General features: G+C 62.9%; 12 protein-coding genes and 1 pseudogene. 3 read left to right on the plus strand and 10 right to left on the minus strand.

What is annotated here, in order from left to right; translation table 11 throughout:
- Position 1: 1 nt before the first annotated feature.
- The 3 genes from xylB to ACZ1G0_RS08425 all read left to right on the plus strand — a co-directional run bounded on the left by xylB (position 2) and on the right by ACZ1G0_RS08425 (position 2,997).
- Positions 2 to 1,429, plus strand: a complete 1,428-nt coding sequence (xylB, locus tag ACZ1G0_RS08415) for a xylulokinase (protein WP_472736530.1) — start codon at positions 2 to 4, stop codon at positions 1,427 to 1,429.
- A gap of 360 nt (positions 1,430 to 1,789) precedes the next feature.
- A complete protein-coding gene (aroQ, locus tag ACZ1G0_RS08420; RefSeq protein ID WP_472736531.1) occupies positions 1,790 to 2,236 on the plus strand; it encodes a type II 3-dehydroquinate dehydratase in 447 nt (148 codons plus the stop codon).
- Positions 2,233 to 2,997, plus strand: a complete 765-nt coding sequence (locus ACZ1G0_RS08425) for a LuxR family transcriptional regulator (RefSeq protein ID WP_472736532.1) — start codon at positions 2,233 to 2,235, stop codon at positions 2,995 to 2,997. Before aroQ ends, ACZ1G0_RS08425 begins: the two co-directional genes overlap by 4 nt.
- Positions 2,998 to 3,354: 357 nt before the next feature.
- Here ACZ1G0_RS08425 and tsf read toward each other — a convergent pair whose 3' ends face one another.
- The 10 genes and pseudogenes from tsf to ACZ1G0_RS08475 form a co-directional block, all read right to left on the minus strand.
- A complete protein-coding gene (gene tsf / locus ACZ1G0_RS08430; protein WP_472736533.1) occupies positions 3,355 to 4,233 on the minus strand; it encodes a translation elongation factor Ts in 879 nt (292 codons plus the stop codon).
- A gap of 56 nt (positions 4,234 to 4,289) precedes the next feature.
- The gene (gene rpsB / locus ACZ1G0_RS08435; protein WP_472736534.1) at positions 4,290 to 5,048 is read right to left on the minus strand and encodes a 30S ribosomal protein S2; all 759 of its coding nucleotides are present in this window, start codon (positions 5,046 to 5,048) and stop codon (positions 4,290 to 4,292) included.
- Between the two features lie 185 nt (positions 5,049 to 5,233).
- A complete protein-coding gene (locus tag ACZ1G0_RS08440; protein WP_472736535.1) occupies positions 5,234 to 5,791 on the minus strand; it encodes a lipid-binding SYLF domain-containing protein in 558 nt (185 codons plus the stop codon).
- An 85-nt stretch (positions 5,792 to 5,876) separates the two neighbouring features.
- Positions 5,877 to 7,184 (minus strand): GTPase HflX, encoded by a 1,308-nt coding sequence (hflX, locus tag ACZ1G0_RS08445; RefSeq protein WP_472736536.1) that lies wholly within the window; start codon positions 7,182 to 7,184, stop codon positions 5,877 to 5,879.
- Positions 7,150 to 7,401: an RNA chaperone Hfq gene (gene hfq / locus ACZ1G0_RS08450; RefSeq protein WP_472736537.1), complete on the minus strand. Its 252-nt coding sequence runs from the start codon at positions 7,399 to 7,401 to the stop codon at positions 7,150 to 7,152. The genes hflX and hfq overlap by 35 nt, the downstream gene beginning before the upstream one ends.
- A 127-nt stretch (positions 7,402 to 7,528) precedes the next feature.
- Entirely contained in the window at positions 7,529 to 8,275 is a 747-nt protein-coding gene (locus tag ACZ1G0_RS08455; protein ID WP_472736538.1) for a potassium transporter TrkG, read from the minus strand.
- Positions 8,221 to 9,036 carry a hypothetical protein gene (locus ACZ1G0_RS08460; protein ID WP_472736539.1) on the minus strand — a complete coding sequence of 272 codons (816 nt, stop codon included), beginning with the start codon at positions 9,034 to 9,036 and terminating at the stop codon, positions 8,221 to 8,223. The genes ACZ1G0_RS08455 and ACZ1G0_RS08460 overlap by 55 nt, the downstream gene beginning before the upstream one ends.
- A gap of 3 nt (positions 9,037 to 9,039) precedes the next feature.
- Entirely contained in the window at positions 9,040 to 10,419 is a 1,380-nt protein-coding gene (gene trkA, locus ACZ1G0_RS08465; protein ID WP_472736540.1) for a Trk system potassium transporter TrkA, read from the minus strand.
- Between the two features lie 62 nt (positions 10,420 to 10,481).
- Positions 10,482 to 11,881: pseudogene (gene ntrX / locus ACZ1G0_RS08470) on the minus strand (nitrogen assimilation response regulator NtrX).
- Positions 11,882 to 11,890: 9 nt separating this feature from the next.
- Entirely contained in the window at positions 11,891 to 14,119 is a 2,229-nt protein-coding gene (locus ACZ1G0_RS08475; protein WP_472736541.1) for a sensor histidine kinase NtrY-like, read from the minus strand.
- Positions 14,120 to 14,129 lie beyond the last annotated feature (10 nt).

Genomic DNA, 14,129 nt, shown 5'->3' on the forward strand with positions numbered 1-14,129 from the left:
CATGACCCAGTACCTCGGCATTGATCTGGGCACGTCCGGGGTCAAAGTGGTGCTGGCCGAAGGGCAGGGGGTCGTCGCATCTGCCACGGCCCCTCTGACCGTCCAGCGCCCCCAACCGGGGTGGAGCGAGCAAGACCCCGACACATGGATCACCGCCACCCGCGCCGCGATCAACGCCCTCGACCACGACCTGTCCAGCGTACGTGCCATCGGTCTGTCGGGTCAGATGCACGGGGCGACACTGTTGGGGGCCGACGATCGGGTGCTGCTCCCCTGTTTGTTGTGGAATGACACCCGTGCCCATGCCCAAGCTGCCGCCATGGATACCGAGACCGCCCGTAAGATCACGGGAAACATCGTGTTTCCGGGCTTCACCGCACCCAAGGTGAAATGGGTAAGCGATCACGAACCATCCGTTTTCGCCCAGATCGCCAAGGTGCTGCTGCCCAAGGACTATCTGCGCCTGTGGCTGACAGGCTTCCACGTATCCGAGATGTCCGACGCCGCAGGCACCGCGTGGCTGGACGTGGGCGCGCGGACGTGGTCAGATCAGATGCTGGCGGCTACGGGCCTGACCCGAACGCAAATGCCGGATTTGGTGGAGGGAACGCAGGTAAGTGGCTCCTTACGGCCAAAACTGGCCGCGGAACTGGGCCTGCCGGCCGGTATTCCCGTGGCGGGCGGTGCCGGTGACAACGCCGCCTCTGCCATCGGGATGGGGGTCACACAGCCGGGGCAGGGGTTCGTCTCCCTTGGAACCTCCGGCGTGCTGTTCGCCGCAACGCCCACCTATGCCCCGGACGCGGATACGGCGCTGCACACCTTTTGTCACGCTCTGCCGGACACATGGCACCAGATGGGCGTGATCTTGGCCTGCGGTGATGCGCTGGCGTGGTACGGACGGTTTGTGGGCGCGGATCCTGCAACTCTGACACGCGACCTGGGCACTCTGCAAGCACCGGGCCGCACGCTGTTCCTGCCATACTTGGGCGGAGAGCGGACACCCCACAACGATGCTCACGTGCGCGGCGCGTTCCTTGGCCTTGAACATGCCACGGACCGAAGGGCCGGAACCCGCGCTGTGCTGGAAGGATCCGCCTTTGCCTTCCGCGACACGCTGTTGGCCATGCAGGCCACAGGCACGCAATTGGACGCGGTCACGGCAGTCGGCGGCGGCGCGCGGTCCGACTATTGGCTACAGGCGATTGCGACGGCCTTGAACGTGCCGGTGGACGTGCCAGAGGGTGGCGAGACTGGTGCAGCCTTTGGAGCGGCGCGACTGGCCATGATGGCCGACGGCGCGCAGGCGGACGCATTGGCGTCGCCAAAGATCGCGCGCCGGATCGCGCCGGACGCAAACCAGACGGCTGCTTTCGCCGAGGCGCACGCGCGCTACCAAGAGGCATATAATGCGATAGGGCGTATGTGATCGGTCCGCGCCGAAACCGGCGTTAAAATTCCGTTAATCAGTATTATGTAAATTAAATACCTATGCAATAGATGAACTATACACGATAAGCCTCAGTAATCCCAACGTATTCGCGTGATGCGTCTGTATGCACCCCGCGCCATTCGGGCTCTCTGTTCACACAGCGCCACGCAGGCTGCGCGCTGCTCTGCGATCTTCCATGTGTCTGGGGCGTTGTCCAAGGCGTCCCGTTGGATCACCGGCGCCGTGCTCCCGCGTATCTGTTCCACCCCTGCCTTGGACGCGTCATCGTGCAACGCGGCATAAGGACTTGAAATAGAACAAAGCTTCGCGGCACAGTCAGCGAAAAGGGATTGAACGATGACCAAACCGCATATCCGGGTGCTCAATGGCCCGAACCTGAACCTGCTGGGCACCCGTCAGCCAGAGGTTTACGGCCACACCACCCTGTCGGATGTAGAAGACATGTGCCGGGCGCAGGCATCCGAGCTGGGCATCGAGATCAGCTTTTTCCAATCCAATCACGAAGGCGCGTTGGTGGACGATCTGCATCGCGCGCGCGGTCAGGTGGATGGGATCGTGTTTAACGCCGGGGCCTACACGCATACGTCCATCGCCCTGCGCGACGCCATCTCGGGTGTCGAGATCCCGGTGATCGAGCTGCATGTGTCCAACGTCCATGCCCGCGAGACCTTTCGCCACCATTCCATGCTGGCCCCGGTGTGCCTTGGCGTGATCGCTGGTCTTGGAGTGGCTGGCTATCCGCTGGCCGTGCGGGCCATGGCAGGTCACTTGGCGCAGGCATGACCGATCTCGCGGCCAAGGTGAATGCGATGATGGATGCGGCGTCCATCGACGCGGCTTGGCCGCTGTTGACGGGCATGTTGGCGGAGTATGGGTTTGACCGCTGCCTTTACGCGGCCACGCGGTTTCGGACAGATCACAGCCTGGGCAATCTGGATGACGCCCTGATCCTGACCAACCTGCCCCAAGCCTATATGGACCAGTTTCTGGCCAACGACATGTACCTTCATGCGCCAGCGGTGCAGTGGTCCGCGCACAATGTGGGCAGTGCCAGTTGGACCGAAACAACGGCGGCGCTGGCGCGGGGCGAGATCACGGAACAGCAAAAGACCCTGCTGGCCCTAAATGCGGAATACGGAATCACAGCAGGCTATACGGTGTCTTTTGCGACTCTGTCCGCCCGGTCTGGTGGCGGGATCGGCATGTCCTCGACCACCATGACTCAGGCTGAAATCGACGCTTTGTGGCAGGCAAAGGGCCCCGAGATCGAGGCCCTCGTCAAAGTTGCTCATCTGCGCATCGACGATTGTCCCTATCTTGGGTACGGGCAACGCCTGACTGCAAAGCAGTTGGAGATTCTGGAACTGGTGGCGGACGGCAAGACCACCGCTGACATCGCCATGTTGATCGGGCGCACGGTGGCGACAGTGGAAAAGCATCTGCGGAATGTGCGCGATGCCTTGGGTGTCGAAACCACGGCGCAAGCGATCGTCAAAATGGCGACCCGAAACCAGTTTTTCCTGATCAAAGGCCGGTCGGAGTAGGGTTTTCCGTACTTCCCCTACGTCAACCAGATGCGCGATACAGAACGGGTCTAGTGAGTGATGGCATTTGCCATGGGACTATTCGAGATATTGGCGCGACGTGTATTTTAACGCCGCAATTCAATATCTTGGCCTGTGAAACGGGCATGCTGGTCTGTCGGTCAATTTCGGGTCCGAGAGCCAGCGCATACATCGCCTGCGCCCTTCATTCCCTTTTCCCGGGCGCAAGCGGTTCTTCCTTGCGGCGTTGCAGAGCACCCTCTGCGGCGCCGTTTTTACTTCATTTAGGCCGACCCCACCCGCAACGAAAAAGGGCGATGCAAAGCACCGCCCTTCCCCAAATTCTGATCAACTGACTTAGTTGCCGGATGCGGTCTTGGCGACCTCGGCGGCGAAATCTTCGACCTTTTTCTCGATGCCTTCACCCACTTCAAGACGGGCAAAGCCTGTGATCTCGACACCGGCCTCGGCGGCGGCAGCGGACACGGTCAGGTCAGGGTTCACAACAAAGGCTTGGTTCAGCAGGGTCGACTCGCCGACGAATTTCTTCATCCGACCCACGATCATCTTTTCGATCACGGCCTCGGGCTTGCCCGATTCACGTGCGATGTCCATCTGGACCTGCTTTTCCTTCTCGACCACGGCTGGGTCAAGGTCGTCCTCGGACAGGGCGGCGGGGTTCACAGCGGCGACATGCATCGCAACCTGCTTGCCAAAGGCTTCGTTCTCGGCGGACAGGGCCACCAGAACGCCGATTTTGCCCATGCCGGGGGCGGCTGCGTTGTGCACATAGGTCACGACGGACGCACCGGACAGCTTTTCCATCCGGCGGATCGACATGTTTTCACCGATGGTGGCGATCTTGTCGGTCACGGTCTGTTCAACGGTTTTGCCGCCCAGATCCGCCGCTTTCAGCGCGTCCAGATCGTCAACGGCCACAGCAGCGTTGGCAATGCCCGACACCATTTCCTGGAATTCGGCGTTCTTGCCGACAAAGTCGGTTTCCGAGTTCACTTCGACAGCGACAGCCGTGCCACCGTCAACGGCCACAGCCACCAGACCTTCGGCGGCGACGCGACCGGATTTCTTGGCGGCCTTGGCCAGACCCTTGGTGCGCAGCCAGTCCACGGCGGCTTCCATGTCGCCGCCTGTTTCGGTCAGGGCTTTTTTCGCATCCATCATGCCCGCGCCAGTCGAGTCGCGGAGTTCTTTAACCAGTGCAGCGGTGATTGCCATTGCAGGTCTCCTCAAAGAATAGGGGGATGGGCAGGGACGCGCCCTGCCCTATAGTTTCAGCCTTCGGCGACGGCTTCTTCGGTGGGCGCTTCTTCGAAGGCCCCCAGATCAACACCAGCCGCACCCAGTTGGGCGGTCATACCGTCCAGCGCCGCACGGGCGATCAGGTCGGTGTACAGGCCAATGGCGCGCGCCGCGTCGTCGTTGCCGGGGATGATGTAGTCGACACCGGCAGGCGAGCAGTTGCTGTCCACGACAGCCACAACCGGGATGCCCAGCTTTTTGGCTTCCAGAATGGCCAGGTCTTCCTTGTTGACGTCGATGACGACCAGCATGTCCGGCACACCGCCCATTTCGCGGATACCGCCCAGAGAGGCTTGCAGCTTGGCCTGGTCGCGTTCCATGCCCAGACGCTCTTTCTTGGTCAGGCCTTCGGCGCCGTTTTCCATGGCCTCGTCAATCGCCTTCAGGCGCTGGATCGAGTTGGAGACGGTTTTCCAGTTGGTCAGCGTGCCGCCCAGCCAACGGTGGTTCATGTAGTATTGTGCGCAACGCTCGGCGGCATCGGCGACGGGCTTTTGTGCCTGACGCTTGGTGCCAACGAACAGGATGCGGCCGCCCTTGGCGACGGTGTCACGGACAGCGGCCAGCGCCTGTTCCAGCATGGGAACGGTCTGTGTCAGGTCCATGATGTGGATGCCGTTCTTGGCGCCGTAGATGTACGGGGCCATACGGGGGTTCCAACGCTGGGTTTGGTGGCCAAAGTGGACACCAGCTTCCAACAGCTGGCGCAGAGAAAATTCAGGCAGCGACATGCGCGTTTCCTTTCCGGTTTATGCCTCGGTGGGGCCATGAGAACTTGCGTTCAACCGGCGGACGTTGCGGGATGTCTCCCCGCGCGGCCCAAGCCCCACCTGTGAAGTAAGCGCGCGATACACCGCCCATGGACCAAGCGCAACCCCTGTCCTGAAGGCTTGGGCGATATCCCGTGGACGCGCTGCTAGGGAATGATGCGTGTGTACTTTGTGCCCTCAAGGGACGCGCCTGCGATTAGGCCCGCTTGGCCAAAGATCACGGCGATCACGGGCGACAGTGCCGTGGTGGTGGCCCCGGTCAAGGTGCCGCCATTGCTGGACACGGCATATTCAAGGTCTGCCCCTGCGGCCCAGCCGCTGCTGCGGCGGAAATCGGACAGCGCCTCTTCGGTCATGAAGAACAGGGCATGGGCGTATTGCTGTGCCCCGATCTGAAACCCGAAAGAGGCGTTGGCGTTGGAATAGAAATCCACGGTCGCGCCGTTCACCCGCAGCGCCCCACGCCCGTAGGAACCACCGACCATGAACCCGGCCTCGGTCACAAGGGGCATCATCAGGGTGCCTGCGGCCTTGTTGTCCAGCTCGCGCGTGCCGGGGACGTTGGCGTACATATAGGCAAAGGCGCTGTCGACGCGGGCGTCGATCTTTTGGCTGCCACGGCTGTTCACACCATTGCCGCAAGCGGCCAGAAGAACGGGCGCCGAGGCGGCCGCCATGAAACGACGTCGGGAAAGGGTCTGCATCGGATGGGTCCTGTAAATGTTTACTGCCAAGGGCGGACCTCTGTCGGGTCCATTGGGCATAGAATACAGGGTCGAGGCGCGCTTGTCACGCACCCACGCGCAGAGATGCGCAGGTTTGTGCCTGCCGCGCGGTCCAGCGCACGCGCAGGGCATAGCCCTCGTCCGTCGCGGCCTCGGATTGAACCAGATCGTTTTCGTGCAACCATGCCCGCGCGCGCCCCTCGCCGTAGCCCAGCACAAGGTCGGCCTCGGTGATGGGGTCGGACAGGTGATCGGCCAGGGCGGCCAGGGCGGGGTCCCTGCCCTCGCCCGTCAAGGCGGACAGGGTGTAGACGTCCTCTTGCCGGGCGGCGATGGCTTGGATCGCCTCGCGGGCCTCCGGATCCAGGGCGTCGATCTTGTTCCACAGCTCTACGCGCGGGATGGTGTCCTTGACGCCCAATTGCTCCAGAATGGTGTTTACGTCCGCCGCCTGCTGTTCCGTTTCCGGGTGAGCGATGTCGCGGACGTGGCATATCAGGTCGGCGTCCAGTACCTCTTCCAGCGTCGCGCGGAAGGCGGCGACCAGTTGCGTGGGCAGGTCACTGATGAACCCCACGGTGTCTGATAGGATCACGTCCGCCCCGCCGGGCAGACGCACGGCGCGCATGGTCGGGTCCAGCGTGGCGAACAGCATGTCCTTGGCAAAGACATCCGCCCCGGTCAGGTGGTTGAACAGGGTGGATTTGCCCGCGTTGGTATAGCCCACGAGGGCCACAATCGGGTATGGCACCTTGGCCCGCGCCGCCCGGTGCAACGCCCGGGTCTTGGAGACCTTGGCCAATTGCTTGCGGATGCGGCCCAATTGTTCGTCGATGGCGCGGCGGTCCGCCTCGATCTGGGTCTCGCCCGGGCCGCCCACGAACCCCAGCCCGCCGCGCTGGCGTTCCAGGTGGGTCCATGCGCGCACCAGCCGGGTGCGTTGGTAGGACAGGGCCGCCAGTTCGACCTGCAACACCCCCTCGCGGGTGGCGGCGCGGTCGGCAAAGATTTCGAGGATCAGGCCCGTCCGGTCCAGCAGTTTGACCTTCCACGCCTTTTCAAGGTTGCGCTGCTGCACGGGGCTGACTGGCCCGTCAATCAGCACGAGTTCCACGTCATCTGCTGCAAAACGTGCACGCAATTCCTCGACCTTGCCGGACCCGAACAACATACCCGGATGGGGTCGTGGCAGGCGCACGACATCACTGCCCACGACCTCCAGGCCCGGCAGCGCATGGGCCAGCGACACAGCCTCGCTCAGTGCATGGGCCGGCGTGCGGGTCTGTTCAGCGCGCGGGGTGTCGGGGTGTAGAACGATGGCCCGTGTGGGCCGCGCCTCAGTCTCGTTGCCCAGCTTCGGCCTCACCATCATAAAGAGAAATCGGTTGCGACGGCATCACGGTCGAGATCGCGTGTTTGTACACCAGCTGCGACTGCCCGTCGCGGCGCAGCAACACGCAAAAGTTGTCGAACCACGTGATAACGCCCTGCAATTTCACGCCATTGATCAAAAAGATCGTCACCGGAACCTTGGTCTTGCGCACATGATTGAGGAACGCATCCTGTAGGTTTTGCTTGTCGGAAGCCATGATTGCAGCCTTTTTTTGTGATCCGCCGCTTTATCAAAGGGCGTTTGTCCCGGTCGTCTGAGAGAGAGTATGACAATCGCCCTGCCGGATTTCCACCCCCTATCAAGGATTTATTGCAATTTGCGCATCAGCTGCGCCAGAACTCCGGATTGAACAGGGCGATCAGGGCCAGCGCCTCCAGGCGGCCCAGGACCATGGCGGCGGTCAGGATGGCCTTGGCGGTTTCGGGCAGTGTGCTCCAGATCAGAGGCGTGTCTGCGGCGACGCTGGACAGGGGGCCGGTGGTGGACAGGGCCGAGGTGGCCAGCACGATCGCGCCCTCAAACCCGACCCCGACCATGGCCAGACCGCCGCTGACGGCGGCAATGGAGAGGGCAAACAGCATGAAAAAGACCCATGCCGCCTCCACCCCGTCAAAGGTGACACGGCGCGCCTGGGGTTGCGCCGCGGGCATGGAGTGGGGGTGGATCAGCAGGTCCATCTCGCGCCGCCCGTGTTTGTACAGCGCATAGACCCGCAACAGTTTGACCCCGCCCGCGGTCGTGGCCACCCCGCCCCCGAACAGGGCCAGCCCGATCAACAGGATGCCCGGCGTGTCAAGGCCCGACCACGCCTGCGCCGCGCCCCAATCGGCGCTGACAAAGCCGGTGGTCGTCAGAAAGGACAACACCATGAACGCGCTGCCCCAAAGCGCGCGCACGGATGCGGTGCCGTCGGCCATCTGGTCCACCTCCAGCGCGCCCCACCAATGGCGCAGAAACAGCGCCACGGGCAGCAGAACAACAGCGATCACCGCCAAGCGCAGCTCTCGGTCTTGGGTCAGGCGCAGGATCTGGTCCTTGTGCAGATCGGCGGCAAAGGTCTGGCGCGACACGGCAAAGAACAGGAATACGAAAATCGCCGCCTCGCCCCAAAAGCCAGAGGTCGCAACGGGCAGCCCCCGGGCAGTGTGATACCCGATGTAGACAGGGTCGACATGGCAAAGATCAGCGCGCCCGTGCCATCCTGCCCCGCGATCAGCAACAACAGCCAAAGATTGATGGTCAGGAACAGATAGATCGGCATCAAGGTGCGCGCGGCGCGGTAGATCCGGTGGCCGGGGTCCACGGATTGGCCGGGCACGCGGACATTGCCCTCTTCGCGCGAAATCGACACCTCGAACCCGCCAAGGCGCAAGGGGGCGAGGATCGCGATGGCCCCGATCCACATGACAGCACCCCCAAGCCACGCCACAAACGCCCGCCAAAAGTGGACCGAAGCGGGCAAACGCCCAGGATTGTCAAAGACCGGGGCGCCGGTGGTGGTGATGGCGGACACCATATCGAGGTAGGCGTTGACGTATGTGGTATCGCGCACAATCTCGCGCACAGGGGCGGCCAGCATCAGGGGCAACAGGGCAAAGGTGGCCACCAGCGCGGACAGGTGCGACCGCGCGGGCCGGTCCAGGGGGCGGTTCATGGTCGCCAGCGCGATGATCATCCACAGAAAGAAAAACACCAACCCGTTGTACAGAAAGATGTTGGCCGTCCGGTGATCGTCAAGGATCAGGGCATGGATGCCCGGCACGAACATCGCCAGCGCCCCGATCCCGCCCATGACCACGATCAGTGGCAGTCTGAGGAACAGACGCTCCATCCCCTAGAAAAAGTCGATCTGCACCTGCAACAGGCGCTCCACTTCCGCCACATCGGCGGCCAGGGCGAACAGGGCGATCACGTCGCCTTCCTCGATCAACGTGCCGCCCTTGGGGCGCTGCATGGTGCCGTTGCGCTTCAGCAGACCACCCACCAGCACCCCTTCGGGAAAGTCGATATCGCGCAGGGCCCTGCCCGCCAGCGGCGAGGTGGACAGCACTTGCGCCTCGATCACTTCGCCCTCCGCATCGCCAATGGAATAGACCGCCCGCACCCGGCCGTGCCGCACATGGCGCAGGATCGAGCTGACGGTGGTCTGGCGCGGGTTGACGTAGGCGTCGATGTTCAAAGGACCCATCAGGGGCACCAGCGTTGGGTCGTTCACCAGACTGATCGACATGTGGCATCCGGCGGTTTTGCCCCGGACCGAGGCCAGCAGGTTCGTCTTGTCGTCGTCTGTCACGGCCAGAATCGCATCGGCCTTTTCGATCCCCGCCTCGCGCAGCAGGTCAATGTCCAATCCGTCCCCGTTTAGCACGATGGTCCGGTCCAGCGCGTCAGCGGCCAGTTCGGCGCACTTGCGCGACCGCTCGATCACCTTGGCGCGGATCCGCTCCGGCGCGCTTTCAAGGGCCCGGGCCACGGCCAGCCCAACATTGCCGCCCCCCACGATCACCACCCGTTCGGGGGCCTTTGCGACCTTGCCGAAAATCTCTTGCATACGCAGCGTGTCGTCCACGTGGCACATCACATAGATCTGGTCGCCCGAGAACAGCTGATCCCCCGGCTCTGGGGCAAAGAGCGTCCCGTTGCGGCGGATCGCCAGAACCACGGCACGCAAGGTGGAAAACAGTTCGGACAATTGGCGCAGCGGCGTGTTGAGGACCGGACATTCCGGGTCCAGCGCTAGGCCCACCAGTTCGGCCTTTTTGCCAAGGAATTGTTCCGTGTCAAAGGCCGCAGGGGCGCGCAGGCGGCGCAGGGCGGCGTCGGCGACCTCGCGCTCCGGGCTGATCACCACGTCGATGGGCAGATGCTCGCGACGGTAGAGGTCCGAATGGATGGCGGTCAAATAGCTTTGCGCCCGCAGCCGCGCGATCTTGCGCGGGATTTCAAAGACCGAATGGGCGACCTGACAGGTGACCATGTTCACCTCGTCCGAGAACGTGGCGGCGATGATCATTTCTGCATCCCGCGCCCCTGCCCTGTCCAGCACGTCTGGATAGCTGGCAAAGCCGGTGATGCCCTGCACGTCCAGCGTGTCCGTGGCCCGGCGCACCAATTCTGGGTTGTTGTCCACAACGGTGACGTCGTTGCGTTCACCGCTCAGTTGCCGGGCGATTTGCCAGCCCACCTGGCCCGCGCCGCAAATGATGACTTTCATGTCGGAATGCTCCGCCTATCAGACGCTTTGGATGGCAGGGATCGCGCCCCGCGTCAATTGCGCTAGGCTTCGTCCTCGACCCGCGCGACGCGGTTGCCCGCGCGGTTGGTGGTCACCACGCCCAAGGATTTCAGCTTGCGGTGCAGGGCGCTGCGCTCCATGCCGACGAAACTGGCGGTGCGCGAGATGTTGCCCCCGAACCGGTTGATCTGGGTCATCAGGTACTGCCGTTCGAACAGCTCTCGCGCCTCGCGCAGGGGCAGCGTGGCCAGACTGCCCGACAGGGTCATCTCGCCGCTGTCGCCCCCGCCCTCGCCGGGGTTTGGCAACTCGTCCGGCTCGATCGGCCCGCTGCTGTCACCCAGGATCAACACCCGCTCGATCACGTTGCGCAGCTGGCGCACGTTGCCGGGCCAGCGCATGGTTTGCAGCAGGGCGATGGTATCCTCGGACACCTCCCGCTCTGGCAGGCCTTGGGCCTCGTGCAGGGCGTGGATGAAATAACGCGCAAGATCCGGGATATCCTCGCGGCGATCCTCCAGACTGGGCACTTGGATGGGAACAACGTTCAAACGGTGATACAGTTCCTCGCGGAAGCGGCCAGCTTGAATCTCGGTCTGCAAATCCCTGTTTGTGCTGGAAATCACCCGAATATCCACGCGCACCTTGTCGTTGCCACCCACGCGGGTGAACTGCTGATCCACCAGCACGCGCAGGATCTTGGATTGGGTGCCGGAGGGCATGTCAGCAATCTCGTCAAAGTAGACCACACCGTTATGCGCCTGTTCCAGCAGGCCCGGCTCCACCCCCGCTCCGCGCTTTCGCGGCCAAACAGGACCGCCTCCATCCGCTCCGGCTCCACGGCGGCACAATTGACTGACACGAATGGCCCGCTGGAGCGATTGGAATTGGCATGGATGTAGCGCGCCGCGACCTCCTTGCCGCTGCCCGCCGGGCCAGACAGCATCACGCGCCCATTGGATTTCATCACCTTTTTCAGGTTTGACATCAGGGCTTTGAAGGATGGACTGGACCCGATCATTTCCGTTGCGACCACATCCTTGCGTCGCAGTTCGGAGTTTTCGCGCCGCAGGCGGCTGGTTTCCATGGCCCGCCCCACGACAACCATCAATTGATCAATGTTGAACGGCTTTTCGATGAAATCGTAGGCGCCCTGTTTGATTGCGGCCACTGCGATCTCGATGTTGCCATGGCCCGAGATGATCACGATGGGAATGTTCGGATTGTCCCGGCGCGTGGCCTTTAGGATGTCGATCCCGTCCATGTGGCTGTCTTTCAGCCAGATATCGAGGATCATCAGCGCAGGCTCGGCCTCGTTGATCGCGGCCATGCATTCGTTGGCATTGGCGGCCATGCGGGTGGCAAAGCCTTCGTCCCGCAGGATATCGGACACCAGTTCGCGGATGTCTTGTTCGTCGTCGATAATCAGGATGTCACTCATAACGCGTCCTCAGGTCTGGGCCACAAGGGGCAGGCGCACAACGGCCACGGCCCCCGGATGGGTGTTGGTTTTGTAGGGCAGCGCGTCGCGCAGGTGCAGCGTGCCGCCGTGTTCTTCGATGATCTTTTTCACAATACTCAGGCCCAGCCCGGTGCCCTTGGCGCGGGTGGTCACGTAGGGTTCAAACAGGCGTGTGCGATCCTCGGGCAGGCCGATGCCGGTGTCCGCAATATGCACCTCGACCCAGTTTTCGATCTGGATCATGGTCACCTTTATGCCATGTGTGTGGCCCTCGGGTGCGCCCTTTTCCTGAAGGCTTTCAATGGCTTCACCTGCATTCTTGATCAGATTGGTGAAGGCCTGGCCGATCATTGTCGCGTCGATCGACATCTCCAGGGGGGCGTCGGGCAACTGCACCTCTAGGGGGATGGGTTCAAGGGCGGCGCGCTGCAACGTCACCGTGTCGCGCAACAGGGCCGCCACGTCTGTGACCCGCCGTTCGGGTTCGGGCATGCGGGCAAACTTGGAAAATTCATCCACAATGCGGCGCAAGTCATTGGTTTGGCGCACAATCACGTCTGTATATTGGATCAGGCTTGCGGCGTCGTCTTCGGGCACAAGGGGGGCAAACTTGCGTTTGACCCGTTCGGCAGACAGTTGGATGGGCGTCAGGGGGTTCTTGATCTCGTGCGCGATGCGTCGGGCCACATCGCCCCATGCCGCCATCCGCTGGGCGCTGACCAGATCGGAGACATCGTCAAAGGCCACAACGTAGCCTTCCAGCGCACCGTCGGAGTTGCGCCGCACGGCCATGCGCACCAGCAAGGTCTCCAGTCGGCCATCGCGGGTCAGGCGCAACTCTTCCTGCACGGTCTCGACACCCCGGGCGCGCAGGCGATCAAACAGCGCCGCATATTCGGGAACGACCGCATACAGGGGCTGTCCGTAGCAATCGGTGACTTCCACGGACAGGATCGACTGGGCCGACCGGTTCATGAAATCCACCTGCCCCTTGGCATCCAGCCCGATCACCCCCGCCGTCACCGACGTCAGCACACTGTCAAACAGGCGGCGGCGGCGTTCGGTCTGGGCGTTGGTTTCCACCAGCGCGTCCCGCTGCCCCTTCAGCTGCCGGGTCATCTGGTTGAACATCCGACCCAGCATGGCGATCTCGTCGTCGCCCTTTTCCTCGCGCACGCGGACGTCCAGATCGCCTTGGCCCACCCGCTGCGCCGCACCCGCCAGCCGCCCCACGGGGCGCGCAAGCCGTTCTGCAAACCACAGGCCGAACCAGACGGCGGCAAGGATCATCACGATGGCAAAGCCCAGATACAGCAGGCCGAAATCAAACAGCACCCTGCCCCGCTCCGCCTCCAGCTGGCGATACAACTGTGCTGTGGCTTGGGTTTCGTCCAGCAGGCCCAACAGCGCCCCGTCCACCTGCCGACTGACATAAAGGTATCGGTCCACATAGGCGGTCAGGCGCAGCAGGATGCGGTATTCGTTGTTGGCCTTGTCCTCGATCACGACCATCTCGTCCGCGGAGGCGCGGGCCAGCATATCAGCATCGGGCTGGGTGTAGTTGAACAGGTAACTGCGCGTGCCGCGTGCCCGGATTTCGCCGGTGCCGTCGATCACATAGGCCGATTGCAGCCCGCGCTGGATGCGTTCCTGCCCTTGGCTCAGCAAATCGCGCAGGTTGGCATCGGTGATGAAAAACCGCGCCTGTTTGGCGATGTTCAGATAGCCCGCCAAGGTCAACGTGTCCTGGGACAGGGCGTCCCGTTCTTCTTGCGTATAGGCTTGGGCGGCATCCACAGAATTGCCAAGGGCGTCGCGCACCCGGTCCGAAAACCACCCCTCGATCCCCATGTTGATGGTTACGGTGGCAAAGACCGCCACCAGAACCGTGGGTACCAGCGCCACGATGGTAAACACCCCCGTCAGGCGCAGGTGCAGGCGCGACCCCGCAGATTTCGCGCGCCGGGCGGCGATCATCCGGCCCAACCGGGCAAATACGGCGGCCGCCACGGCAAGGATATAGATCAGATCGGCCAGAAGGACGGCACGCAGGGCATCGGTGCTGCTGGCGCCAAGGGGACCGAGCACGGCAAAGGTGGCGATCACCAAGACCGGGCCAAGGGCCACCAGCGCCAGCGTCAGCCACGTCTGCACGTCGCGTCTGCGCCACGGGCGAGACAGGCGTTTGGGGGTCAGTTGGGGCCCTGTGTGCGCCAACGGTTTCTCC

The sequence above is a fragment of the Thalassobacter sp. HA4-2 genome, from assembly GCF_055693705.1.